The organism is Chryseobacterium sp. 27AL, assembly GCF_057815395.1.
The window spans coordinates 169,208-195,017 of record NZ_JBYRIW010000004.1 but is presented as its reverse complement, the minus strand read 5'-3'; the positions used below and the strand labels follow the sequence as shown (position 1 = coordinate 195,017).

Sequence of the window (25,810 nt, the reverse complement as noted above, 5' to 3'; positions counted from 1 at the left end):
ACTGTAATTTAATAAAACACGATATATCCCAGAAAATTGAAAAAAAAGTTTGTTTTTTTCAAACATCTCCCTATTTTAGACAAAAAAATTAATATGCTATTGGACAAACTCATTAATTATCTGAAACTGGACAAACAGGAGTTTCTGTTCCAGTTCAATTCTCACCCGAATTACCCATCAGCATTAGCTTTTAGTGATACCCTTAATTTTATGGGCGTGAGAAACGATGCCTATGAGTTGGATAAAGAATATTGGGATGAGCTGCCTGAAGAATTTATTGCCATTGTTGACAATTCTTTCTCCATAGTAAAAAAATCGGGGAATCAATATTCTATTTATTCTGATAAAGCGAAAACTTTAAACAAAGAAGAACTTCATCAAAAAGCCACGGACTTCGTCTTGCTGTTTGAAAAAGATAAAGCAGAAAGTAAATCTGCTACAAGTTATAAGCCATTTGTTTATGGCATTTTTGCCCTTATTGCTGTGTATTCACTTTTGACGCAAGCATGGTATGAGGTATTTTTTAACCTCCTTTCCCTTGCCGGGGTTTATATTTCGCTTGAAATCTTTAATCAGAAATTCGGAAATATTTCCGCAGTGATCGGGAGCATTTGCGGTGACACAGCTGGAAATCAATCCGTAAACTCTTGCAATAAAATAATTACACAAGACAAAACGAGTATTCTCGGTCTTAAGTTTTCGGATTTTTCTCTCATTTATTTTATCGGAATTACCATTTTAGGATTATTTTTACCCACAACTTCTTTAGTGGTGAAAGGTTTTTCGTTCGCTTCAATCATTGCTATCGGCTATTCGTTATATATTCAGGGATTTGTGGAAAAGACTTTCTGCAGAGTTTGCCTTTTGATTATTTCTATCCTTTTAGCTCAGCTTTTCATCAGCGCTTTTGTGTTTGAGAATATTTATTTTGATACAGGAATTGCCTTATTAAGCCTTATTTTATGGATTGTTCTGTTTTCTTCAGTCTTATATCTTAATAATATGCTTGAAGAGAAAGAAAAACTTCAGAAATCAAATGCTAAAAATTTAAGGTTTAAAAGAAATTATGAACTTTTCAAAAGAGAACTTCTGGAAAACGAAAAAGTAACTTTCACAAACAACGAAACATTTTTTATCGGAAATAAAGATGCAAAACTTCATCTTTCCATTATTTCAAATCCGTATTGTGGCTTTTGTAAAGATGCTCATAAAATCATGGAAAATTTACTTCAAAAATATCCGGAAGATATTTCTGTACAGATGAGGTTCAATTATTCTCCCGATAAGCAGAATGAAAAATTTACCAATCTCATTTCCGATTTCATGTACACATATAAAAACAGAACTTCGGACGATTTTTTAAAACTTATTGACTATTGGTTTGAAACCAGGGATGAAAATAAAATCAGACAAAAAGTCGGAGCCGCTTCAAGCATTGAAGATTTAGCTCCTTTGATTGAGATGTCTGCAGAAAACAGGAATGCAGGACTTAATTTCACTCCAATCATTTTAATCAATGGATATCAGTTCCCAGATAAATACGACCGGGAAGATATTTACTATTTTATTGATGAGATGGTTGAAGATGAAGAGATATAAGGAAAATACTTTTGTAATCAAAATTCATTAAATTAGAAAAAAAATAAACGGACTCTAACACTAAAAAAAGAATAGTTGCCAATAAAAAATGGCAATTTGTTTTAAAAATAAAAATACATCATTGAAATCTTTTCCATTTTATCGCCAGCCAGACTCCAAAGACTGTGGACCTACCTGCCTTCGTATCGTAAGCAAACATTACGGAAAAAGCATTTCTTTACAGCAGATCCGTAACCTTTCGGAGACTACCCGCGAAGGAAGCAGCCTGCTGGGGCTAAGTGATGCTGCCGAAGATCTGGGTTTTCGTTCTATGGGTGTGCAGATTGACTTCAACACACTTGCAGAGGAAGTTCCGCTGCCCTGTATTGTGCACTGGAACAAAAATCACTTCGTGGTCGTATACAAAATTGATAAAAATAAAAAGATCTATGTTTCTGATCCGGGTTATGGTCTTATTACTTACACAAAAGAAGAATTTATAAGACTATGGATTGGCGAAAATGCTGACGAGAAAACCGAGGAAGGTATCGTATTAATTTTAGAAACTACCCCCGCCTTCTTTCAGACTGAATTTGATGATAAAGAAAGTAAAGCAAGTTTTTCTTTTCTTTCAAAATATCTTTTAAAATACAAATCACTCGTTATCCAACTGGCAATAGGACTGCTGGCAGGAAGCTTATTATCGCTTATTTTCCCGTTCCTTACGCAGAGTATTGTCGATGTCGGTATTCAGAATCAGGATTTGAACTTTATTTACCTTGTTCTTTTGGCCCAGATCATGCTTTTTATCGGAAGAATGGGTATCGAAGTGATTCGGAGCTGGATTTTACTGCATCTCTCTGCCAGGATCAACATCTCCATCATCTCTGATTTCTTTATTAAACTGATGAAATTGCCCATCAGCTTTTTTGATACCCGAATGACGGGAGACATCATGCAGAGGATCAATGACCATCACAGAATCGAACATCTGTTAACGAGTTCTTCTTTGAACACGCTGTTCTCATTAGTGAATCTCATTATCTTCAGTATTGTTCTTTTGTTCTATGATTACCGGCTGTTTATCGTTTATCTGGTAGGTGCGGCGGCCTATATTGGGTGGATCAGTTTTTTCCTTGGAAAAAGAAAGGAGCTGGATTACAAGAGATTCTCACAGGTTTCCGAGGAGCAGAGTAAGGTGATCGAGCTGATCAACGGAATGCAGGAAATCAAAATGCATAATGCCGAAAAGCAAAAAAGATGGGACTGGGAATTTTTGCAGGTAAAATTATTTAAAATAAGGATAAAATCGCTTTCACTGGAACAATGGCAGTCTGTGGGAGGAAATTTTATCAACCAGATGAAGGACATCCTCGTCAGCTTTCTTTCTGCAAAACTGGTATTGGAAGGGAACCTTACATTGGGGATGATGCTTTCGGTTCAGTATATCATTGGCCAGCTCAACAGTCCTTTGCTCCAATTAATCGACTTTATCAAACAAACTCAGGATGCCAAAATTTCCCTTGAAAGACTGGGAGAAATTCATGATAAGGAAGACGAAGAAAATAAAGATGAGCAGTATGCCCATGATCTTCCACAAAAGGATATCGAAATCGAGAATCTTTCGTTCCGTTATATAGGTTCAGATGCCTATGTTTTTGAAAATTTAAATTTAAATATACCTTACCAGAAAACAACGGCCATCGTGGGAGCAAGCGGAAGCGGAAAAACAACTTTGCTAAAGCTTCTCATGAAATTTTATGAGCCCACTGAAGGGGAAATAAGGCTTGGAAATACAAAGCTTAAAAATATTTCTCCAAGATTCTGGCGGGATCATTGCGGGGTAGTGATGCAGGAAGGATATGTATTTAATGATACTATTGCTAATAATATTGCTGTTGGTGAAGATTATGTTGATAAACAAAAATTAAGGAAAGCGGTAGAAATTGCCCACATTAAGGATTTTATTGAAGAATTACCGTTAAGCTACAACACAAAAATCGGAAACGAAGGGCTTGGAGTAAGTGGCGGACAAAAACAAAGGCTCTTCATTGCCAGGGCCGTATACAAATCTCCGGATTATATTTTCTTTGATGAGGCAACCTCGGCTCTTGATGCCAATAACGAAAAAATCATCATGGAAAATCTTGAACAGTTTTTTAAAGGAAAAACAGCCATCGTTATTGCCCACCGGCTTTCAACCGTGAAGCACGCCGATAAAATTATTGTTTTGGATAAAGGGAAAGTCGTTGAAGAGGGAAATCATTCCGAACTGGTGGCCTTAAGAGGTGAATATTACAGATTGGTAAAAAATCAGCTGGAGCTTGGAAACTGACGATGATTTAACTAACTTTAATCAACCAATTCAAAATCTATCAGTTATGAAAAATTTACAGAAAATTGAAAGAAAAAAACTTAGAGAAATTCATGGTGCAGGCCCTGTTCCGGTATTTCCGTGCAATTGTTTCTGCTACATCAACAATGTAAAACAGTGGAATGCATGCAACCGTTACTGCCCCGATGGAGACATTCCCGGAGTAGAGCCCGGCAATAATCCGAAATGTGATTATACCTTGCCATTATAGCATTAATTCAGAAATCACTCAATAATCATTATTACCTGAAGATTATTGAGTTTTATTTTTATATGAAAAAAGACGTCTTAGATAGTATTGAACTTCGCTCAGAAAGCGTTCAGGATATCCTTACCCAGCCTCCTCACTGGATGATCCGATGGGGAAATACCATTATATTTTTAATTCTTGTGATGATTCTCATCATGAGTTACATGATCCGGTATCCTGAATTTATCCCTGCCCCGATTGTGGTAACCTCTCAAAATCCGCCGGAAAAACTGGAAGCCCGTACCAATTCGAAAATCGAAAAGATTTTTATTAAAGATCACCAGCATGTTAAAAAGAACGATGTTCTGATGGTCATGCAGTCGACAGCGAATTATAAAGATATCCTGGAACTGAAAAAACTGGTTGATTCCATAACGCCGGATCAGCTGGCCTCATTTCCTTTAAGCAAAACCTCAAACTTTAAACTTGGTGAACTGCAGGGGGATTACAACAATTTTGCAAAGGCATTTCAGGATGAAGAATTATTTACAAGGCTGCAGCCTTATGCCCCGGAAAATCTCGCCGCCAATCAAAGCCTCTCAGAATACCGTGTGAGAATCGCTACATTAAAACAGCAGAAAAGTCTTGAACAGGCCAAATATGAGATTACGAAAAAGAATTATCAGCGTTCGCAGGAGCTGTTTAATCAGGGCGTAATTGCTGCTGTAGAACTGGAAAATGAAAAAATAAAATTCCTGCAGGCTCAACAAAATTTAGAAAACATCAATATTTCTCTTTCACAGATTGAAGAGGGGATCTCCAATGTTAATAAAACCAAAAGCGGAACAGCCATTAATACCGAAAAGGATAAAATTACGTATTCGTCACAAACTTTACAGCTTTTCGAACAACTCAGAAAATCGCTGAAAGAATGGGAACAGAATTATCTGATCATTTCCAATACAGATGGTGAGGCCAGCTTTCAGCAGTTTTTTGGTGAAAATCAATTTGTAAAGGCTGGGGATGCCATCTTATCCATTTTACCCGATAACAAAGAAAAGCTTGTGGGAAGAATGGCTGTTCCCGCCGCTAATTCAGGGAAGATCATTGCCGGTGAAAAAGTATTAATCAAACTCGATAATTACCGCTACCAGGAATATGGGATTGTGGAAGGAAAAGTGCAGAATATTTCTCTTTCTCCTGATAAAGACGGAAATTATTATGTAGATATCGCTCTTCCAAAAGGATTGAAAACTTCATACAACAAAACCCTGACATTCGATAAGGAATTAAAAGGAAGCGCCGAAATTGTAACACAAGATTTACGTTTGATTGAAAGGTTCTTCTATCAAATCAGAAAACTGCTGGGGTATCAAAGCTAGCATATTTTAAAGCCGAAGAGTCTTCTTTGGCTTTTACTATTTTTATAGTAGAAAATACAATTATCTTAAAAAGTAAAAAGTCTGCAAGAGTATCTTACAGACTTTTTTGTAGCGAAGACGGGAATTGAACCCGTGACCTCAGGGTTATGAATCCTGCGCTCTAACCAACTGAGCTACCTCGCCGTTTTGGTGGTGCAAATATAGAAAATATTTACAACTAACCAAAATTATTTTAGCTTAAAATATTCCAAAACATCGCCCACATGTTCTGGTTTATTGATTATCTTATTGTTAGCATCTAAAATAAAATACGTTGGTGTAGCATGAACATTATAGGTATCAGCATAACTGCTGTTCCATCCCCTTAATTCAGAATCATTCACCCATGGAAATGCACTGATTTTTTTTGTATAAGCATCTTTGTCAACATCCAATGATAATCCCACGACCTCAATATTTTTTGCTTTTAGATCGTTGTATTTTGCCAATAGCTGCGGAAGTTCGCTCTCACAGTGAGAACATGTAGATGACCAAAATATCACCACTTTTTTATCTGCTTTTACATCATGAAGAGTTTTAACATTTGTATTGGCCGGCGTCTGAAAAGTATAATTTGGAAAAACAGCTCCAATTTCCACATTGGCATTAGATTTCAAAGTTGAAGCCAATCGGTCTGTAATAGTACATTTAAGATTTTTAGCCAGCCCGAGATATTTGGTTTTAAAATCCTGCATGTCGTATACATCAAAAATGTCGATCAGTTCGGAAAGAACGGTTTGCCCCCGGGGAGTTTCTACCTTTAATCTTTCAAGTAGTTTATCTACAGATGCACTTACATTGGTATTTCCTCCTGTATTAAGATATGAAACCAATACAGGCCTTAATAACGATGATGTCTCAAGCATGTCATTTGATTTATCAATAAAATTAATAATATCATCCTGGTTTACTTTTTTTGAGGCCTCATTAGAAAGAAATTTGCTATAATTGGTATTGTAGTAATTAATAAAAGGATGCTGAGCCGGATCAATGCCTAAAGAACCTCCGCTAAGTCTGTTGATCTCGGTTTTAAGGGCTTTGCCAAATTCTGTATTGTCTTTGTAATACTCTTTGATTTGCGATAAAGCGGGCAATATCAGCTCTTTTTTCTGAGAACCTTCCTGCAGGTTACTCATAAGTTCGTTTGCTTCATCAAGATAAATTACATCTTTAATTTTGTTGGCTTGTACTTCAAGCTTTACACTCACATTTTTATTTTCAGAGATAAAATTAAACGTATTGTTTGAACCCGGAAAATACACCTTCATCATTCCCATATAATTTTTAGGGTACTTGAAGTTCCACGTATTATTTTTACTTTTCTCTTTTGAAAAAATGATGTCTTTGGATCCGTTTAATGTATATAAGATGGCATCTTGATCTTTGAAGTCAGCCGGAGCCTGAATAGTAACGATAAATTGAGCCTGTAATGAAAATGAAGCTATAATAGCTGGCAATATTAAAATCTTTTTCATAGGGTAAAAGTAAAAAAACTCTCCGAGTAATCAGAGAGCTTAATGAATTTTTAATAAAATTTTATATTTTTCTGGGTATATATTTTTTGCTGTAAAACAGTATTAACATTATCGCAATAACAGCCAGCAAATATACATACATATCAACAGGCACCTGCTCCCCTGTTCCATCACCTCCCGCACCATTATTACCGGGCGGATTGGGTGGTTGCGCAGTCACCACAAAGCTCAAGGTTAGAAAAAAAGCTAAACACAGTTTATGTAGGGTTTTCATATATTCTATTTTAATATTTTTGCATTAACAATTTCTCCTTTTTCCGATACTACTTTCACCACATATGAGTTTTTGACTTTACCATCTAACTCAATAACAAAGTCATGTGATGCATCAACTGCCTTTTTAGAGATAACCAATTTACCACTCATATCATAAACTTCGATGTCTGCCTTTTTCCAGTTAGGATCAAATCTTACAAAATAATTATCTATTGCAGGATTATAAATTACCAGTGTTCTTGCATTTGTAGCCTTTTCATCAGTTCCTAAAACAATATTAGTAGGTTCTCCATAGTACAAATCATATTCATTACCTTTTACAGGAATCACATCTCCTTGTTTCGCCTGTTGTATAGTTCCGTTTGGTTCCTTATAATAGAATCCAATTCCGGTAGATAATGCATGTGCACCATTTGCTATTGGCTGAGCATTTTCTTTGATTTCAAACTTGTATGATTTTACGTTATTCGGATAATAATTAACAAGTTTTACATTCTTACCTTTAAAATTATTTTCGTTTGCCTCATTTATATACAGCCAATAGTTTAGGTAATTGTTATCATAACCTCCATTTATTGCTTCTTCAAAAGTACCAATCATGTTACTTCCTGCAGAAGCCTGAACAGTTGTGGCAATTGATGACTGATGTCCTGTAACGGATGATGGAGAAACCACATAATAAGTTCTGGATAATTCTACACCGTTAGCATCAAGACCAATAATCCCAAGCTGTTTTACAGTTCCGGCAGAATTATTCTTGGCTGCTACCACACTGTAATCCGTAGACGCAGCTCTGGCTGTTCCGTTGAATCTTCTTAAAGTATTAAAGTCTAACGTCTGAGCTGTATTATCTCTGAGCTTAATTTTAAAGGTCTGCATAGGTTTAATAATAAGACCTGTATCACCTACCGGAGTTCCGTCAAGGTTAAAGTTTTGCACTAAAGTTCCCACAGAATAAGTTCCGGATGCTGTTGTAACAATTGTACCCGGGTCATATACGATACCCAAGATATTTGATACATTGTTTCCATCCGTCACACCCCCGTTTTCTACATATCCTATCTTTGTTAAATCTAAATTGGTAAGGAAAGGGTTTCCAAACTGATAAATGTTCTTACCAAAAGTTCCTGCCCATGGAGTAGCAGTAAATTCCCAAAGATCATTCAGATAGGTGTTATACTTTTCATTGTAAGCATTCTTATTGGTACCATTAAGTCCGAAATTCACATTTCCGGCATTCTGCAGCGTTATAGGTGCAGAAAGATTGGCATAAGGTTGTCCGTTTAGTGTAAATACAGATCCTGTAGCGGTAGGCGCAATGGTTGGTAATGAAACAGGCGGTGTACTTGTATCAAGATCATTATTTTTGGATTTTACCATATAATATCCGGTAGGATCAGCCGTCACCGAAGCAAGATTCGTGTAATGAACCTGCAGCACATTTGTATTATCCCATTTCAGAATTGAGTTATCATATCTGCTGGTATTAAATGTTTTACCAAATTCAGTTGAAAGGCTGCTTATAACCTTACCGGAAAACGGCATAGCCATTTGTTGAAAGTAACTATTTCCTGTCCCATGCCTACTTGTGCGAAATTCTTTACTTACGACACCCGTAATATTCGCTTGGGTTAATCCGTTAATATAAAGCTGTCCATATGTAGAAGTAGCGTAACTTCCGGGAGTATTAAGTCTCAGGACGATGTTTCCACCGTCCGTTTTGTTTGAACCTCCTGTTGTGATTGTTCTAAAGCCATCCGTAGATGCTCCTTCAATCATCATGTTTCCGTGAAGATCTATTATGCCGGAACCTCGTGTCTGAAATCCTCCACCGGAGTATAACAGAGTGCCTTCACTCACGTACGTAGTAGCAGCGTCATCTATGTGTACTAGAATATTCTGCGCCTGAACAGAATACATAGCTGCTAATAGACCAATAGCAAATAAATTTTTTCTCACTGTATGTAGTTATTTGTGTGTTAATACAACTGCAAAGTTATATTTTTTTTAATAAAAAACAAAAATATTTTAATTTTTTACAAAAATGTTGTCCTCAGACAAGATTATTTCTTTTTCTTCACCAATCGAAAACATATAGTCTTCAAGGACTTTTTCAGTAGTTCCCCTTAGTCCTCTTGCACCTAAACCTTTTTCAATAGTTTCCTCCACAATCTTTTCAATAGCACCGTCCGTAAAAACAAGATGGGTACCATCCATTTTGAAAAGCTCTACAAACTGGTTAACGATAGAGTTCTTCGGCTCCTTCATGATTCTTACCATTGTTTCTTTTGTAAGTTTATCTAAATAGGTGATAATAGGGAATCTACCAAGAAGTTCAGGAATTAATCCGAAAGAACGGAGATCAATAGCATTGATATTGGTTAAAATGTATTCATCTTCATTGGTATTATTGATTTTTTCTGCACTGAAACCAATAGCCTGCTTATTCATTCTACGTTCAATGATTTCTTTAATTCCGTCAAACGCTCCCCCTGCAATAAACAGAATGTTTTGTGTATTTACCTGGATATATTTTTGGTCCGGATGTTTTCTTCCACCCTGTGGCGGTACATTTACAATGCTTCCTTCAAGCAGTTTCAGAAGCCCCTGCTGAACACCTTCTCCGGAAACGTCTCTCGTGATACTTGGATTATCAGATTTTCTTGCAATTTTATCTATCTCATCAATAAAAACAATTCCTCTTTCTGCTTTTTCCACATCATAATCTGCAACCATAAGCAATCTGGACAGAATACTTTCGACATCTTCTCCTACATATCCGGCTTCCGTTAAAATGGTAGCATCTACGATGCAGAAAGGAACATTCAGTTCGCGTGCGATAGTTTTAGCTAATAACGTTTTACCGGTTCCGGTTTCACCAATCATGATGATATTGGACTTTTCAAGCTCAACTTCGCGGTTTTCGTCCCGGGCATGCAGCAATCTTTTGTAATGATTGTAAACAGCAATCGACAGTTGTTTTTTAGCCTGATCCTGTCCTATGACATATTGATCGAGAAACTCTTTTATTTCTTTCGGTTTTTTTAATTCTTCTATATTTTCAGCAGGAGAAAATCCTGTTTTTGCGGAACTGTCTTTCACAATAGCATGTGCCTGCTCGATACAGTTTTCACAAATAAAACCATTCTGACCGGAAATCAGCATCTGCACTTCATTTCTCTTTCTTCCGCAGAAAGAACACTGGTTTGAATTCATTTTTAAATTGTATAGATATAAGTATATTAAATAAACCCGCAAATATTACGAGTCTATTTGTTTTCAGGATTTAATAATAGAGTTCTGAATTTCAGTATACTCTTCAGCTGATAATTTCAGTCTTTCATTTTTAAAGTTCATATCTTCCACCTTGTTGAGGGGAATCAGATGTATATGAGCATGAGGAACTTCAAGTCCTACCACCGCTACTCCAACCCGTACACATGGTATTGCCTCTTTAATTTTTTTAGCAATCTCCTGAGTGAAACCCCAAAGATTTTTATATTCTTCACTTTCCAGATCAAAAATAAGATCTGTTTCTTTTCTGGGAACTACCAAAGTATGACCTTTTACCAAAGGCATTGCATCCAGAAAAGCGATAAAGTTTTCATCTTCGGCAATTTTATAGTAGGGAATTTCGCCATTGATGATCTTTGTGAATATTGTACTCATTTCTTAGTGTTTAAGATTGATTTTTCTTAACTGAATTAAAGGGTAATTTCCAATACCTCAAAAGAAAGCTTGTTTCCGTTAGGAAGCGTGATGTCTGCCGTTTCGCCGACCGCTTTCCCTAAAAGCCCTTTTGCAATAGGGGTATTCACAGAAATTTTTCCTGCTTTAAGATCACTTTCATTATCGGGAACCAAAGTAAATACCTGCTCTTTTTTTGTGGCATTATTCATCAATCTTACTGTGGTAAGAATAGAAACTTTTGAAGTATCCAGCTGACTTTCGTCTATGATCTTGGAAGTAGCAATAATATCTTTCAGCTTAGAAATTCTCATTTCAAGCATTCCCTGAGCTTCTTTCGCAGCATCATATTCTGCATTTTCAGACAAATCTCCCTTATCTCTTGCTTCTGCAATCTGTTGGGTGATTTTTGGTCTCTCCACAGTTTCCAACTGTTCCAGCTCAGCTTTCATTTTGTCTAATCCCTCCTTTGTAACATAGCTTGCCATAATTTTCAAAATTTAGTTTTAGTATAAAAAAATAATCCGACATTTGCCGGACAATGTTTTCGAGTTGTAATCGTTTAATTTCTACAAATATATAAAAATTTAAATTGAAATGAAAAAAACTTTTTCAATATTATCTTTAATCACATTATTGATTTTCAGTAATTTAGCAATAAAATCCTGTGGAAGTACGGAAGACACCGTAAGTTGCTTCCCGAATAATCCCGTTAACGTCACCCTTAATCTTAATCTTCCTGCCTATTACCCGCTGAACCAGGTTGGAGGATGGGTCTACATCAATGAACAACAGTCCGGTACAAGAGGACTTATCGTGGTAAGAGCCTCCGATACAACATTTAAGATCTATGACCGGAATGCGCCGCATATATGCCCGGATAATAATACGACATTAGAAGTTCAGGATAACATCAAGGTAATATGTCCAAAAGATAATGCACAATGGATTTTATTGACAGGGCAGCCTACCGCAGTGGCGAATGTTCCTCCGAAGACTTATCTTTACAACTATGATCCTTCAGGAAAAATTTTAAATATTTATTATTAAATGAAAGTTGTAGTACAAAGAGTTTCCGAATCCAGCGTAAAAGTAGACGGAAAAGTGGTAGGAGAAATCGGAAAAGGATTGATGTTGCTGGTAGGAATTGACGAAAATGATACTCAGACAGATGCAGACTGGCTTGTGCAGAAAATTTTAAACTTAAGAATTTTCGGAGATGATGAAGGTAAAATGAATCTTTCCGTACAGGACATTAAAGGTGAAATTCTGTGTATCAGCCAGTTTACCCTGATTGCAGATTACAAAAAAGGTAACCGCCCGTCATTCATTAAAGCGGCAAAACCTGATAAAGCCATTCCGCTATTTGATTATTTTAAAGATGAAATTTCAAAATCCGGATTAAAAACCGAGAGCGGAATTTTCGGAGCCGACATGAAAGTTTCACTAATTAATGACGGACCTGTAACAATTGTGATGGATTCTGTAATAAAATCTTAAATTTGCACCGAATTTTTAATTAACAAAAATGAAAAAAACATTCGTTACTTTACTTATTCTCGGCGGAATAAGCTCTGTGTATGCTCAAAAAAGCTATACTGAAGATCAAAAAGCTTCTTATTATATAGGTCTTGATATTGCACAAAATATGAAGAGACAAGGTTTCGACGTAGATCCCGACTTACTTGCCCAGGCCATGAAAGATGAGTTTGGGGATAAACCCAAATTGTTTCCTAAGGAAGAAATGAGCAATTTTATGCAGGGCTTTATGCAGAAGCAGAATGAAAAAAGAATGGCTATAGAAAAAGCTAAGGCGGAAGAAAATAAAAAGAAAGGAAATGATTTTCTCGCTAAAAACAAGCTTAATAAAAATATAAAAACCACTGCCAGCGGCCTACAGTACGAAGTGCTTAAAGAAGGCGACGGAAAAGCAAAACCAACCGCAACGAGCACCGTAACTGTTATCTATACAGGAAAACTGATGGATGGAACGGTATTCGACTCTACGGAGAAAAACGGTGGAAAACCTGCTGAGCTTAATCTTTCCGGGGTAATAAAAGGATGGACAGAAGGTATACAGCTGATGAGTAAAGGGGCAAAATACAGATTCTATCTGCCTGCCGACCTTGCTTATGGCGACAATGGTGCCGGGAATATCATTCCTCCAGGATCAACACTTATTTTTGATGTTGAGCTGGTTGATTTCAAATAAATTTAATCATATAAAAACAAAAACGTCTTTCATTGCTGAAAGGCGTTTTTTTCAATAAACTTTTATAAAAAAACTAATTCGCAGGTATACTGCTGAAATTAAGAGCAATTCTGAGATTCATGTCTGAACTTGTCTGGTTTTTCAGTTCATAAACCGTTCTTACGGTAACGCCCGTACTTTTTACAACTTCATCAAGAAAACCTGAATTTTCAAGATCAAGCGTTAAGCTTGAAGCATCGGTAGAGATATTCGTCCTGGAGGCAACCAGCCTTTCTCCTGTACCGCTTGATGATATATAAACTTTAATGGATTTAAAAGCACTTAAATTTCCTCCCGAAGGTGATACTACAGAAACTTTAGCATCGGAAATTCTTACATCTTTAATTTTTGCGTTATTGTTACCGCCAAACCAGGTCTGTACATTGGATGCTGTTGCGGTAGATGAAACTTCTTTATCTGCAGGAACGCCTGTTGAAATCAAAACATTAGCTGTATAAGGAAATGTATTCTGAACCAACGACTGCACTGTTCCGCAGCTTACTACAGCAAGTGAGGCCACTGCCGCTGTCAAAATCATATTTTTCATATTGATAAATTTTAAAGTTTTGCAAGCAGAAATTATACCAAATTGCTAAACATCATTCTATACTTACTGTAAAATTTCCTTTGGTATTTCCTGAAGCCATATTGCTTTTGCCAATAATCAGCCACACCTCACCTTTATTTTTTATTTCATAGGTAAGATCTCTTCCGAAAGGTCCGTCGTAATCGCCGTTTGGTAATTTTATCTGATTGAAGCGTATGTTAAAATCCTTCTCTTTGGTTGAAATTTTGGCCTTTATTTCAGGATTGCTGTAATCGGCAATTTTGAGGACAAGTTCCTGATTGTCGTTAGTAAATTCCTCGCCCAGTGTTATCGGAAGATGCTCACCATCTACCGTTCTGATGATTTTTCCATCCTTAACTTCTCTCATGACGCCAGTTCGTAAAACTTCTTTTGTTTTTGGAGCATTATTGATGATGGAATCTTTCATCTTTACGGCAGAAGAATCTGTTTTTTCAGGATTTGCAGTTTGTTCCGTTGTCGTCGCCAGTGAATCTGTATTTTGCGTTTCCTGTATTTTCGATTCTTTTTTACATGATAGGATGATCAGCGGGATAAGCAAAAATATCTTTTTCATAATAGTTATTTTAATGAGAAACTTAAATTTAAAGTCTTTAAACTTTGAGTATTCTGAGATGCCAAAATTATTCCATTAAAGTTATTCACAGCTTAAAAAAATATTAGAATTAATTTTAAACAAATCAATTACAGTTTATCACATTTTAGATTTTTCACCATTATTTTATGGTCTGATAATATAAAACCTTTGAAAGCGTTTTCTCTTCGTGTTGGGGTTTTACTTTATTTAGTATTTCCTGTTTAAGCTTTTCATCATGTTTTTTTTCAGCATATTCCAATAATTGTTTTTCATTGAAATTAATGGTTGTTTCATAATAATTTACCATAAAATCTTTACGCTTCATATTTTCAGAGGTAATAATCCCGCCCCAGTTGATGTAGCTGCAGACCAGAATTGTTCCATAGATGTACCATGTCATCGTATTGAAAAGAAATGCATTTCTTTTTCTAAACTGTATTTTAATAAACGTCATGACCAAACCTATCAACGAAAGAATTAAAAACGCATACGCACCAAGTCTCTTATAAGTAAACCCATAATTTTCAATATATTCCGTGTTCTTCACCAATGCTGAAATGACGAGAACAGCATTCAGGAAGATCCATACTTTAGCCAACATTTTCATTAAGCCTGCTTTAGGATCAAAATTGAAACTGGATTTAAAATAAAACATAATCACAAAAATGGCCATAACGATGGAGATAATTACGACGTTTACTCTCTCATGAGTTTCCTGGGAAAGCTGTGATGGACTTTTTACCGTTTCAAAAAACTGTTCATAATTGTAAGTGACAATAAAAAATATCAACAAAATATTCAAAGCCAGTAAGGAAATTACACCGCCCATTCTTTCCATATCAAGGTCAAAAAAAGAATAGGTAGGTTTCAGAACTTTATCCTTTTCTCCAAAGTTATTGTCCAAGAGTCCGTTAATTTTGTAAATAATTCTTTCAACAACATAATTCCAGTAATTAAATGCAACAAAAAGTCCCAAAGCAGTAATGGCGATTAACTGCCAGAAATTAATGTCTAGTTCAATATTTATAAAAAGATTGGCAAAATGATCGCTTCCTGCCGAGTAGACGCCAAAGAAAACAGAGATCAGCAGTAACGGAATAAAGATAAACGCAAACATTTTCTGCCAGAATCCTGGAATTTTTCTCTTTGGGAGCCATTTGTCAAAGCTAAAGAACCTGCATAAAAAAGTTGAGCAGTTGGTTACAATAACCGGAATCAGCAAAAGGATTTTCATTCTTCTGTTTTTTGAACGGTAGCCCAACAGTACCACCGAGCTTAAGACAGCCAGAAATGAAGGGAAATCTCCGTACCAGGCAAATGCTGCCGCCGAAAATAAACTTGTGATCAAAAGAAAGTAAAAAGTCAATGTTCTGTTTTTAGCAGGTGTTCTGAAAAATGTGAGGATGGAATAGACTACGGCTATAATTCCAAGGTTGAGTCCCATATTCTGATCATAAAACAGAATGATGAACAAAACAGTCGTGATAAAGATATAGTGATGTGTTTTCATAGTTTTTATTTAATTTTAAAAGTGAACCTCCGTATTTTTTTGCAGAATAAAATCTTTTAGATGCTCAAAATTCTGCCATAGTAAGGCCTCGAAATCCCATTCATAAAACGGTCGCATGTTTTGTCCCTTTTTGTAAGCTTTAATGTAGATTTTATAATATTCCGGTAAAATCAGACTTCCTAAAACGATAGCTGCCAAAAGATGAGCATTCAGCTTGCCATTGCCGAGCAAAAGAAACTGCATGGCAATTTCATCTTCGAAATTGGTTCCACAGCCTGTAATCAGATGATGAACATCATGATTTTCCATTTTCGGAATCATACTAAAACCGTGTTTTTTATAAAATTCGCCTAATTTTCTTCCTAAAGAATCTTCCTGAAATTCCAGCAGCTGTTTTTCGGTAAACTGCCACTGTCTTTTCTTTTTCTTGAAATATTTTCGGTAAAGCTTTTGAGTTTTATCATAAATGAAAAGCAGAAATTGAACGCGTATTTTTTTCATAAAAAATTAAATTTTAAAGATTCACTTAGTTTCCTGCAAAAGGACTCCCGAAAATACCTACAGCCAGCTCGATCCAAACCAGACAAACGATCAGCAGTATGACAAATGAAACCAGAACTTTGGTGATAAAAGTTTTGTTGGAAAGCACTACAAGATTTACGAAAAAAGCAGTTGCGAAAAGAATTACTGTTGCAACAATGAAATCAAAGATGGACCAATTCCAGTCTTTCATCAAAAGGTTAGCAAAAAATGCGGCAGCAAGCAATAAAGCAGGTACAGCGAAAATAATTGTTGTTTTTTGTTTTTGTGTAATCATTATTTTAATATTTTAAATTAAAAAGTACTTTGTATTTCAAAGTTTAAATTCAAAAAAAATTCTTTATTTTCCAAGCAATTTTTCCAATCCATTCAGATGATCAGAGAAAGCTTTTCTTCCGTTTTGTGTAACACGGTAAGACGTTTTAGGTTTCTTTCCGACAAATTCTTTCTTCACTTCAATATATCCTGCCTTTTCCAATGCGTTGCTGTGGCTTGCCAAATTGCCGTCTGTGATCTCAAGCAGACTTTTCATTTCAGAGAAATCAACCCAATCGTTGACCATAAGAACAGACATAATGCCTAATCTTACCCGGCTTTCGAATTCTTTATTGAGTTGATTTATCTTTATCATTATTATATCAATTTTAGATCTGCAAAAATAATTATTATTTATACTTAATATGCATGATCATACCATAAACAATATGTAACACTCCGAAACCGATCGTCCAGAAAAGCAGTCCCCATCCCAAAACAAACAGTGAGATTAATCCTAAAATGACCTGGCAATATCCCAGGTATTTTATGTCGGTTAAGGTATATCTTTCTGCGCTTACCAGAGCCAATCCATAAAAAATAAGAGTTGCAGGTGCTACGAAAACAAAAAGATGATGATAAAGAAGTCCCAGGCAAAATACTCCGCCAGTAACCAACGGAACTGCAAAAGTGACAAGCAGGCGTTTTGTCGTTGCATCCCAGATCTTCAGTCCGTTCTTTTTACTTTTGTGAGCTGTAAACAGATATCCGCTCAGAATAGCGACAACAAGAATAGCGGTTCCGATGAAAATCAGTTCTTTTACCAAAGAAGGCCCGAAAATATTCCTGTCACCATCAAAATAGTCAATTCCTTCTCTTTTAAAAACAAAATACACATACACGGCACCAATGATAGCAGCCAAACCTGCTACAACTCCTGATAATCCGCTTAAAGAAATAAACCTTGAAGAACGCTCCATCATGGAACGGATATGTGATAAGTCTTCGTGATAGTTTTTTGATTCCATAAAAAGAACTTTGAATTACAAAGTTATTATTTTTTTTGAATACGCAAAGTTTTTTTGCAAAAAAGTTGAATAGTCAATGGTCAATCCGCTTTGCTTATCAATTTTTGGTCAGCCTAATTTTAAAGATTGTATTTAATTCTAAAAATATATTTATTTGATAAAGCATATAAAGAGAAGTCCATAAAATATATTAGATAAAATTTAAATAAGCACTAAATCATTATTGCTAAAAAAACCGTCGGAAAGCCCGACGGTTGTATTCAGAATAAAAGACTTTTATTTTGTCCTTAATCTTTCTTTAATAGCTTCTATATTTTTCTTTGCGGAATCTTCCAGGATCAGGCTTGCACTCATGTGAATCCTTGCAGGCATCAATTCATTAAAATGATCTGTTCCTTCCCAGGAAACTTTTTTGATCAAAGCTAAAGCATCACTGCTTCTCGACGCAAGTGTCTGAAGGAATTTCTCAAGCTTAGCATCCATTTGTTCAATATTTTCAGAAACAGAATGATAAATATTATGCTGCTCCGCCCATTCTGCCGACCTGAAATCTGCATCAATAGCCATTGCCGAAAACTGTGATTTCCCGATTTTTCTTTCCACATAAGGACCAATCACGAACGGGCCGATTCCTAAATTGATTTCCGTAAGTGCCAATGCAGCATCCTTTGTTGCAAAACAATAATCTGCCCCACAGGCAATTCCCACTCCACCTCCGGTAGTTTTTCCCTGAACTCTTACTACGACAATTTTACCGCAGTTTCTCATGGCATTCAGAACTTTAGCAAAACCTCCGAAAAACTTTGTGGATTTTTCAAGCTCTTCGATTTCCAGCAATTCATCAAAGCTCGCTCCAGCACAGAAAGCTTTTTCACCTTCGCTTTTTATAAGGATGGCTTTTACCACATCTTTTGCTCCTTCATCTAGAATAGTCTGTGCCAATTTTTCCAGAATAGCCCCGGGAAGAGAATTGCTTTTGGGTGTTCCGAAAGTAATTTCGGCGATATTATTTTTAAGTTCTGCTACTACAAATTCGTTCATTTTAGTTTTAATTAGATTTTTACAAATGTAATAAATACAATGCTTTCAGAGGAAATACGCATGAACTAAATTTTTTCTAAACTCTCACTACGTAGAAATACGTAATCATGAATTTAGTATTTTCTACTCTATAGCAACGTTTGTGATTGTCGTTACTTTGAACTGTCAATCAATATGACATTTACACCAAAAAGGGCGGTATCCGAAAAGCCAGAAAAGAGTAGGAATTTAAAACTGAAAAAAATAATTATCATGGACGACGAATTAATGGGCGTAATCAAAGTTTTCGCCGGAAATTTCCCACCAGTAGGATATATGTTCTGTAATGGTGATTTACTAAGTATTTCACAGTACACTGCTCTTTATTCAATTCTTGGAACGACCTATGGAGGTGATGGAAGAACAACATTTGGTCTACCAAACCTAAATGGACGTATGCCGATTGGTGCAGGAAATTCTACTACAGGACAGTCTTATGAACTTGGGGAAGCAGACGGATCGACTGCAAATACACTTCTTTCTGCCAATATGCCAAGCTTTGCAAGCCAACTAAAGGTATCATCGGCTAACGCTTCAACTTCTACTCCTTCAAATACGACATCACTTGCGGTGAGCGGAACGTATGCAGGAAGAGATTTTTTACCTGCACCAAATTTTGTAGATGCGAATCCTGACACTATCATCAACCAGCAATCTGTTGTTTTCATTGGTCAGAATTTACCGGTTAACAATATGCCTCCTTATTTAGGGATTAACTATATCATCTGTGTAGAAGGACTTTACCCCTCAAGACCATAATCTTTTATAATATTAACAACCAAATACAATAATCATGGACGAAGAATTAATAGGAACAATCAAACTTTTCGCAGGAAATTTTGCGCCAAGAGGCTATATGCTATGCAACGGTGCGCTGTTAAATATCAATCAAAACCAGGCACTTTTTGCAATTTTAGGAAATGTGTATGGAGGCGACGGAAAAACAACCTTTGCCTTACCTAACCTAAACGGCCGTGCACCTATAGGAGCAGGAGCATCAAACACGGGAAAAAGTGTTGTCTTAGGAGAAGCGGCAGGAAATCCTCAGACCACGATTCTCAGTTCAAATCTTCCTACGATGGTAAGTCAGCTGCGGGTTTCGAAATCAAATGCAACAACTTCCACTCCATCTGCAGCTTCTTCAATTGCTGTTTCAGGAACATATGCGGGAAGAGATTTTTTACCTGTTCCGAACTTTATAGACAATGATCCGGATACAGTAATAAATTCGGGTTCGGTAACCTTTACGGGGCAGAATCTTCCTATAGATAATATGCCTCCATATCTGGGGCTCAACTATATTATCTGTGTAATAGGCATTTTCCCATCAAGACAATAATTATCAACGATAAAATTTAATCATGAAAAGTACTCTATTTTCTAGCGTGTGTGCTCTTTTCATTTCGATTGCTTCGTTTGGACAGACCAGCACAGAACAGTTTGAAACTGAATCAAACTCAAGTTCAAGTTTTACTGACAACGGTGTGATTTTCAATATTCTCTCGCATGTTAATACATACGACATTCAGGCCAACTATCCAGGATCAGGATGGAACGGAACCTCTAATGACAACAGGTATATCGATAATTCAGGAGCAGGAAATCAGTCGGCAGGTACATCTTTCAGTATCAAAACGACTTCTAACTTATTCAAAGTAAACAGATTCTGGGTGTACGCAGCTGCAGGAAATGGTACTTTGGGAGTTGCAGGTACTCTGACTATTACGGGAAAACTTTCAGGAGTTACTAAATTTTTACAGACTAAAACCACAGGGTTTGCAGCAACACTTGGTGCTACCAATGGATACACTTTGATTGACCTTACGAATTTAAATGGCCAAAACTACAGCAACATTGTCATTGATCAAATTCAGATTACTGCCGGTGGAAACTTCCAATATCTTGCACTTGATGCCTTTACTTGGGTGAAAGACAGCAATCTTGTGCTTGCGGCTAATGACGTAAAAGCTTCTAAAAAAGCCGACAAGGTATATCCGAATCCTACCAGCGGACCTCTTACGATTGAAACTGTTGAGAATTCTAAATTTGAAGTGTATAGCCAGTCAGGACAATTGGTTAAAACGATTGAAGCAAGAAAAGGTGTAAATCAAACAGATATTTCTGAACTTCCAAAAGGAACTTATCTGGTAAAATCTTCTTCAGAGGTTTACAAAATTATCAAAAAATAAAAATACTTGACTAATAACCACGAAACTTTTTGATACAGGTAATTATACCGTGGCGGTTCTAATGCATAAGTGTGTGATGTAAATCCCCTGAATTGAATTCGGGGGATTTTATTTTTTTAACGCTAAAATATATTTGTCGATATACATCTGCTTCTCTTTCGATTTATATTGCTGAATATATCGCGGATGCTCAAGAACAGTCATTTTATCAAAAAGGCCGGCTTCCTGATTAAGCTTTGAAATAAAATCAGCGTTCTTCTTCCCCATAATAAATACTTCCGAAATATCAAGATTGAGACTGATGTGCTTCTTTAAGGAATCAATCATAAAATCCTTTACGTCATTAAATAAAGCTTTATCATCATAATAATTGGCATTGATCCAGTTTCCTTTAGATTTTCTTACAATTGCCAGCGGAAAAGGTGAATTAATATACACATCTCTGTAAAATTCTTCTGCGCCGCCATATTCTGCAATCATATCATACACAAAAACAGACGAAACTTCATGGGTGTAGGCTGAGGTCATTTTAATTCCGCAAACGCTCTCCAGACGTTTGGTATCTGTAAAAGGAACTCCGGTAACTCCGGCTCCGTGACGGCTGGGATTAATTCCTATTAAAAATTTCCGGCGGTTTGAATCATTATAATATTTACAGTAAAACTGCTGCATAACTTCCAGCGTTTCCGGATTGTCGAGATAAGGATTCAACACCTGAAAATCTTCCGGAAGCTTTCCATTGTAAGTTAAATTTTTATTGAATTCAATTATGTTGTCCGCTAAATTTTCCACAATACAATATAAAAAAAATGTAGCAATTTATGTTAAACTGCTACACTGTGTATGATTAAATTAAATCAATCCGAACTGTTCAAAATGATGCGTAAAATGTTTTCTGTGCATCAGCTCCCACATTTCTTTATTCAGCTTTCCGAATACGAAATTCATGTGTTCCGCCTGTGGATTTTCTTTATAATAAATTACAAATCTCTTAAGATTTTCCAGGAAGGACTGTTTGGCTGCTTCCAGGTTTTTATGCTTTAATTCCAAAAGCTTTGCGTCATCCGCTAAGAACGGAGCAGGAAAATCTTTAGGCATTTTCCGGTGATTGTAAAGAGAATCCTGCCATTTTTCCAAATGCTCTTCCGGGGTATAGCATTTGTCTGCTTCAGGCTCACCTAAACTTACCAATACGCCATGTTCCAGGTGTTCGATCATTTGTTGAGGTAACATTTTTCCCCATTTCGGCTGCGTTGTTTCTGTTAAGCCATTGAGAATTTTCTGAACATTTTTTACACTAAGATCGATGAACGGTGACTGTTTTGCAACAAGCGTTAAAATTGTTGCTACACAAACGACTTCTTCTCTTTGGTTAACTACCTCAACCAACCATTTTACCACTCCGGAAGGAATATTTCTACCCTTCACTCCGCGGTTGATTTTTTCTTTCGCCGTTAAATAAACGGTAATCGTGTCTCCTGCATACACAGGCTTGAAGAATGAACAGTTTTCCAGTCCGTAGTTGGCAATAACCGGTCCTTTTTTACCTGATACAAACAATCCTGCTGCCGCAGAAAGAATAAAGTACCCATGAGCAACCGTTTTATCGAAAATAGTTCCCGTTAAACTTGTTGCATCAGTGTGCGCATAAAAATGATCCCATGAAACATTAGAAAAATTCACAATATCGGCATCAGTCACCGTTCTTCCTGCTGTTTCGAGTGAATCGCCAACTTCTACTTCTTCAAAATATTTCTGGAACGGATGCTTATCAGAATATTTCTTTTCAGCACCCTGCTGATATACTTTAGTAATTGCCGTCAATATATCCGGAGAACCCTGAATCGCTGTTTTCTGAAGGAAAAAATGAAGACCATTTAGTCCGCCCATTTCCTCGCCTCCTCCGGCTCTTCCGGGACCGCCATGCATTAATGTAGGAAGCGGTGAACCGTGACCGGTGCTTTCCTTGGCATTATCTCTGTTCAAAACAAAAATCCTTCCGTGCTGCGATGCCATTTTCCATGAAGTTTCTGCTACGAACTGATCGTCATAAGAAACGATGGATCCAACCAGGCTTCCTTTTCCTCTTTTTGCCAAAGCAGCTGCTTCCTCCGCATCTTTATAAGGCATTAAAGTAGAAACAGGTCCGAATGCTTCTACATCGTGAGAGATATTTTTTTCAAAAGGTTTGTCATTTAAGAATAATTTCGGACTCATAAATGCTCCGTTTTCATAATCGGCATCTACCAGTTCATGCTGTCCGTCATAAATCAGTTCGGTTTCAGCTTTCAGCAGGTTGATCTTTCTTAAAACCTCGTCATACTGCTGTTTTCCAACAAGAGAGCCCATTCTTGTTTCCCTGCTTAGCGGATTTCCGATTTTGGTCTGATCTAAAGCTTTGGATAAAGCATACTGCACCTCTCCGATTAAGTCTTCAGGAACGATAATTCTTCGGATCGCCGTACATTTCTGTCCTGCTTTTGTGGTCATTTCGTTACGAACTTCTTTGATAAATAAATCAAATTCAGGAGTTCCGGGCTTTGCCTCCAAACCGAGAATTGAACAGTTTAGAGAATCTGCTTCCATATTGAAGCGAACAGCATTTCCCGCAACAGATGGTAAAGATTTTAATTTTCTACCTGTCGTTGCAGAACCTGTGAATAACACAGAATCTCCATCCTGAACATAATCCAGAATATTTCCGGGCTCTCCGCAAACTAATTGTACGGCTCCTTCGGGAAGGATTCCGCTTTCAATCATATCCTGAAAAACGGCATTTGTTAAATACGAACCAAACGGAGACGGCTTTACAATCGAAGGAACACCAGCCAATAATGATGTCGAAAGTTTTTCCAGCATTCCCCAAACCGGAAAGTTATAGGCATTGATCTGGACAGAAACTCCTTCACTCGGCGTTAAAATATGGGTTCCGAGGTGAGTTCCGTTGGCAGAAATTTTCTGTGTGTCTCCATCTACCCAAAAAGGTGTATTCGGAAGCATTCTTTTTGCCAAACCTGAGTAGGTAAAGAAAGTACCGAAACCTCCCTCGATATCTACCCACGAATCTACATGAGTCGCTCCTGTTTTATAAGATAATTCGTAATATTTTTTCTTTCTTTCTAAAAGGTACAGTGCTACTTTTTTCAGCATTTCCCCACGGTCGTAAAACGTCATGGATGAAAGGTTTTTGTACCCAATCGTTCTACCGTAATTCAAGGCTTGTTCAAAATTAAGCCCTTCTGTATCGGAGATAGCCACCTGTTCTCCAGTCACCGCATTGTACAAAGGAATTCCGTTTCCGTTACCTTCGATCCATTCGCCGTGGATATAGTTTTTTAATTTTTGCATATAGTTTTTACTTTTTACTAATATTTTATTTTTTGATCTTTATTCACACGAGGATGTTTGTCCAACAAATAAAGAATTCTATCAGATTTAGAAAAAGGAATATGATGAAGAATACAAGTCTCTTTTAAATCAATAAGATATTTTTTATACAATCCAACTTTCTTTGATTTATTAAATGGAATCTTCAAATTTTCTCCATATACGATTCTGTAAACTCTTTGATCAATAATTTGAAAATAATCCGGATTAATAAATCTTAAAAAAGTTGAAGCCATAGGTAAATCAAATCCTCTTGAATCTAATAATTTAGTTAGAATATAATCTGATAAATCTTCATCATATCCTTTTCTTAATTCATTAATTCTTATAATTAAATCATCATTAATTTCGGGAAATCGATTCGTTTTCCAAAGAACAATTTCCAACATAGTTTCGTAAGTGAAATCGTCTTTTTTATTATCAAGTTTTTCTGTTAATACTTTTTGATATTCAAATTCAGGAACTTCCAAAAGAAGATCCTGAACATTCTCTAAATTATTGATATTCAAAATTTTATTATTCTTCATGAAATAAAAATTATTTCGTTTCCTTATACGGGAATAATTTCAAAATACCTTCATACAAGCTTCTGTGAAGAATCGTTGCATGATTGTCCGTTTCCATCATTTTATATTCTACTGTCCAGTTTTTTTTGTTTGATTTTTTAAGGACATCATATAAATCTTCTGCATCTTTTACCATCACAGAATGTTCGCCTTTTCCAACCGAAATGTAAATAAATTTCGTAGTATCAGGAATTTTGGTTAATAGCTGGTTCGCCTTCTTTAAAAGGCTTTCACCATCCCACCATAAACTCGGACTGATAATAAAATAGTGGTTAAACATTTCAGGTTTTTTCAATAAAACCTCTGTCGCTAATAGTCCGCCAAGGGATTGTCCGAAGATATAGGTATCGGTAGTTTTAAATTGATTTTCAATATAAGGTTTTAATTCTTTTTCAAGGAAATTAATGAACTTATCAGAATGTCCTGTTGTAGGATAATCTTTTTGTAAATCTTTTAAATCGGTATGAAACGTGAAATCTCTTTTTCTGTCGACATTCGCAATTCCTACCACGATTGTTTCCGGCATTGCATACATTTGATTAAAGAACTGTACCAGCCCTGTAACGTGGATAAAATCTTCATTCATGCTTCCATCCAAAAGGTAAATAACCGGGTAAGATTTTGCTTTATCAAAATTTTGCGGAAGATAGATGTTTAACGTTCTATCTTCATTTAAAATTTTAGACTTAAACGTTCTGATTTCTCCTATAGTCAGCGGTTTTATATTCCCGTTTTGGGCTAAAATCACATTTTGAAATACAAACAAAATACTACAGAAAATGAGAAGTTTTTTTAACATACTTTATTTCTTTGTTAACTGTTCTCTCAAAACCTCATAGG

General features: G+C 36.2%; 28 protein-coding genes and 1 tRNA gene. 10 read left to right on the top strand and 19 right to left on the bottom strand.

Features of this window, described 5'->3' with window-relative positions:
* The first annotated feature begins 93 nt into the window (after positions 1 to 93).
* From AC3WV0_RS09960 to AC3WV0_RS09945, 4 genes are all read left to right on the top strand, one after another.
* Positions 94 to 1,599 carry a thioredoxin domain-containing protein gene (locus AC3WV0_RS09960; protein WP_488845943.1) on the top strand — a complete coding sequence of 502 codons (1,506 nt, stop codon included), beginning with the start codon at positions 94 to 96 and terminating at the stop codon, positions 1,597 to 1,599.
* 121 nt (positions 1,600 to 1,720) lie between these two features.
* Entirely contained in the window at positions 1,721 to 3,913 is a 2,193-nt protein-coding gene (locus AC3WV0_RS09955) for a peptidase domain-containing ABC transporter (protein ID WP_488845956.1), read from the top strand.
* Positions 3,914 to 3,959: 46 nt separating this feature from the next.
* Entirely contained in the window at positions 3,960 to 4,163 is a 204-nt protein-coding gene (locus AC3WV0_RS09950; protein WP_042722904.1) for a hypothetical protein, read from the top strand.
* 62 nt (positions 4,164 to 4,225) lie between these two features.
* Positions 4,226 to 5,524, top strand: a complete 1,299-nt coding sequence (locus AC3WV0_RS09945; RefSeq protein WP_488845942.1) for an HlyD family secretion protein — start codon at positions 4,226 to 4,228, stop codon at positions 5,522 to 5,524.
* A 109-nt stretch (positions 5,525 to 5,633) separates the two neighbouring features.
* Here the strand turns inward: AC3WV0_RS09945 and AC3WV0_RS09940 are convergent.
* From AC3WV0_RS09940 to greA, 7 genes are all read right to left on the bottom strand, one after another.
* Positions 5,634 to 5,707 (bottom strand) — tRNA-Met (locus AC3WV0_RS09940).
* Positions 5,708 to 5,751: 44 nt separating this feature from the next.
* Entirely contained in the window at positions 5,752 to 7,038 is a 1,287-nt protein-coding gene (locus AC3WV0_RS09935; RefSeq protein WP_488845941.1) for a peroxiredoxin family protein, read from the bottom strand.
* A 61-nt stretch (positions 7,039 to 7,099) separates the two neighbouring features.
* Entirely contained in the window at positions 7,100 to 7,312 is a 213-nt protein-coding gene (locus AC3WV0_RS09930; RefSeq protein ID WP_488845940.1) for a signal peptidase, read from the bottom strand.
* Between the two features lie 5 nt (positions 7,313 to 7,317).
* Positions 7,318 to 9,273 carry a T9SS type A sorting domain-containing protein gene (locus AC3WV0_RS09925; RefSeq protein ID WP_488845939.1) on the bottom strand — a complete coding sequence of 652 codons (1,956 nt, stop codon included), beginning with the start codon at positions 9,271 to 9,273 and terminating at the stop codon, positions 7,318 to 7,320.
* A gap of 69 nt (positions 9,274 to 9,342) precedes the next feature.
* Positions 9,343 to 10,530, bottom strand: coding sequence for an ATP-dependent Clp protease ATP-binding subunit ClpX (clpX, locus tag AC3WV0_RS09920; RefSeq protein ID WP_488845938.1), 1,188 nt, complete (start codon positions 10,528 to 10,530; stop codon positions 9,343 to 9,345).
* Between the two features lie 63 nt (positions 10,531 to 10,593).
* Positions 10,594 to 10,983: an HIT family protein gene (locus AC3WV0_RS09915; RefSeq protein WP_488845937.1), complete on the bottom strand. Its 390-nt coding sequence runs from the start codon at positions 10,981 to 10,983 to the stop codon at positions 10,594 to 10,596.
* Positions 10,984 to 11,018: 35 nt separating this feature from the next.
* Positions 11,019 to 11,489 carry a transcription elongation factor GreA gene (gene greA, locus AC3WV0_RS09910; RefSeq protein WP_066434321.1) on the bottom strand — a complete coding sequence of 157 codons (471 nt, stop codon included), beginning with the start codon at positions 11,487 to 11,489 and terminating at the stop codon, positions 11,019 to 11,021.
* Between the two features lie 109 nt (positions 11,490 to 11,598).
* On the opposite strand from greA, the gene AC3WV0_RS09905 reads away from it, so the two are divergent.
* From AC3WV0_RS09905 to bamJ, 3 genes are read left to right on the top strand one after another with little or no spacing between them, the layout of a single operon-like run.
* Positions 11,599 to 12,051, top strand: coding sequence for a hypothetical protein (locus AC3WV0_RS09905; protein WP_488845936.1), 453 nt, complete (start codon positions 11,599 to 11,601; stop codon positions 12,049 to 12,051).
* The gene (gene dtd / locus AC3WV0_RS09900) at positions 12,052 to 12,501 is read left to right on the top strand and encodes a D-aminoacyl-tRNA deacylase (RefSeq protein ID WP_488845935.1); all 450 of its coding nucleotides are present in this window, start codon (positions 12,052 to 12,054) and stop codon (positions 12,499 to 12,501) included.
* Positions 12,502 to 12,529: 28 nt separating this feature from the next.
* On the top strand, positions 12,530 to 13,213 hold the full coding sequence (gene bamJ / locus AC3WV0_RS09895; RefSeq protein WP_488845934.1) for a BamJ family beta-barrel-assembly machinery protein: 684 nt from the start codon (positions 12,530 to 12,532) through the stop codon (positions 13,211 to 13,213).
* Between the two features lie 73 nt (positions 13,214 to 13,286).
* Here the strand turns inward: bamJ and AC3WV0_RS09890 are convergent, their stop codons facing one another.
* The 8 genes from AC3WV0_RS09890 to AC3WV0_RS09855 form a co-directional block, all read right to left on the bottom strand.
* Entirely contained in the window at positions 13,287 to 13,799 is a 513-nt protein-coding gene (locus AC3WV0_RS09890) for a hypothetical protein (RefSeq protein WP_488845933.1), read from the bottom strand.
* Positions 13,800 to 13,851: 52 nt separating this feature from the next.
* On the bottom strand, positions 13,852 to 14,394 hold the full coding sequence (locus tag AC3WV0_RS09885) for a hypothetical protein (RefSeq protein ID WP_488845932.1): 543 nt from the start codon (positions 14,392 to 14,394) through the stop codon (positions 13,852 to 13,854).
* Between the two features lie 160 nt (positions 14,395 to 14,554).
* Positions 14,555 to 15,925: a DUF4153 domain-containing protein gene (locus AC3WV0_RS09880; RefSeq protein WP_488845931.1), complete on the bottom strand. Its 1,371-nt coding sequence runs from the start codon at positions 15,923 to 15,925 to the stop codon at positions 14,555 to 14,557.
* Between the two features lie 15 nt (positions 15,926 to 15,940).
* Positions 15,941 to 16,426, bottom strand: a complete 486-nt coding sequence (locus AC3WV0_RS09875) for a Coq4 family protein (RefSeq protein ID WP_488845930.1) — start codon at positions 16,424 to 16,426, stop codon at positions 15,941 to 15,943.
* Positions 16,427 to 16,451: 25 nt separating this feature from the next.
* Complete coding sequence (locus AC3WV0_RS09870) at positions 16,452 to 16,742, bottom strand: hypothetical protein (RefSeq protein WP_488845929.1); 291 nt, start codon at positions 16,740 to 16,742, stop codon at positions 16,452 to 16,454.
* Positions 16,743 to 16,805: 63 nt separating this feature from the next.
* Complete coding sequence (locus AC3WV0_RS09865; RefSeq protein ID WP_488845928.1) at positions 16,806 to 17,096, bottom strand: winged helix-turn-helix domain-containing protein; 291 nt, start codon at positions 17,094 to 17,096, stop codon at positions 16,806 to 16,808.
* 34 nt (positions 17,097 to 17,130) lie between these two features.
* Entirely contained in the window at positions 17,131 to 17,748 is a 618-nt protein-coding gene (locus AC3WV0_RS09860; RefSeq protein WP_488845927.1) for a hypothetical protein, read from the bottom strand.
* A 276-nt stretch (positions 17,749 to 18,024) separates the two neighbouring features.
* The gene (locus tag AC3WV0_RS09855; RefSeq protein WP_488845926.1) at positions 18,025 to 18,789 is read right to left on the bottom strand and encodes an enoyl-CoA hydratase/isomerase family protein; all 765 of its coding nucleotides are present in this window, start codon (positions 18,787 to 18,789) and stop codon (positions 18,025 to 18,027) included.
* A gap of 252 nt (positions 18,790 to 19,041) precedes the next feature.
* On the opposite strand from AC3WV0_RS09855, the gene AC3WV0_RS09850 reads away from it, so the two are divergent.
* From AC3WV0_RS09850 to AC3WV0_RS09840, 3 genes are read left to right on the top strand one after another with little or no spacing between them, the layout of a single operon-like run.
* Positions 19,042 to 19,587 (top strand): phage tail protein, encoded by a 546-nt coding sequence (locus tag AC3WV0_RS09850; protein ID WP_488845925.1) that lies wholly within the window; start codon positions 19,042 to 19,044, stop codon positions 19,585 to 19,587.
* 34 nt (positions 19,588 to 19,621) lie between these two features.
* Positions 19,622 to 20,167 (top strand): phage tail protein, encoded by a 546-nt coding sequence (locus tag AC3WV0_RS09845; RefSeq protein ID WP_488845924.1) that lies wholly within the window; start codon positions 19,622 to 19,624, stop codon positions 20,165 to 20,167.
* Positions 20,168 to 20,189: 22 nt separating this feature from the next.
* Positions 20,190 to 21,017 (top strand): T9SS type A sorting domain-containing protein, encoded by an 828-nt coding sequence (locus AC3WV0_RS09840; RefSeq protein WP_488845923.1) that lies wholly within the window; start codon positions 20,190 to 20,192, stop codon positions 21,015 to 21,017.
* A 108-nt stretch (positions 21,018 to 21,125) separates the two neighbouring features.
* Here the strand turns inward: AC3WV0_RS09840 and AC3WV0_RS09835 are convergent, their stop codons facing one another.
* The 4 genes from AC3WV0_RS09835 to AC3WV0_RS09820 are packed head-to-tail and all read right to left on the bottom strand — an operon-like array spanning position 21,126 to position 25,769.
* A complete protein-coding gene (locus tag AC3WV0_RS09835) occupies positions 21,126 to 21,809 on the bottom strand; it encodes an SMUG2 DNA glycosylase family protein (protein ID WP_488845922.1) in 684 nt (227 codons plus the stop codon).
* A gap of 60 nt (positions 21,810 to 21,869) precedes the next feature.
* Positions 21,870 to 24,365, bottom strand: a complete 2,496-nt coding sequence (paaZ, locus tag AC3WV0_RS09830) for a phenylacetic acid degradation bifunctional protein PaaZ (protein WP_488845921.1) — start codon at positions 24,363 to 24,365, stop codon at positions 21,870 to 21,872.
* Positions 24,366 to 24,382: 17 nt separating this feature from the next.
* On the bottom strand, positions 24,383 to 24,931 hold the full coding sequence (locus tag AC3WV0_RS09825) for a hypothetical protein (protein WP_488845920.1): 549 nt from the start codon (positions 24,929 to 24,931) through the stop codon (positions 24,383 to 24,385).
* Positions 24,932 to 24,941: 10 nt separating this feature from the next.
* Positions 24,942 to 25,769: an alpha/beta hydrolase gene (locus AC3WV0_RS09820; RefSeq protein ID WP_488845919.1), complete on the bottom strand. Its 828-nt coding sequence runs from the start codon at positions 25,767 to 25,769 to the stop codon at positions 24,942 to 24,944.
* Between the last annotated feature and the right edge of the window lie 41 nt (positions 25,770 to 25,810).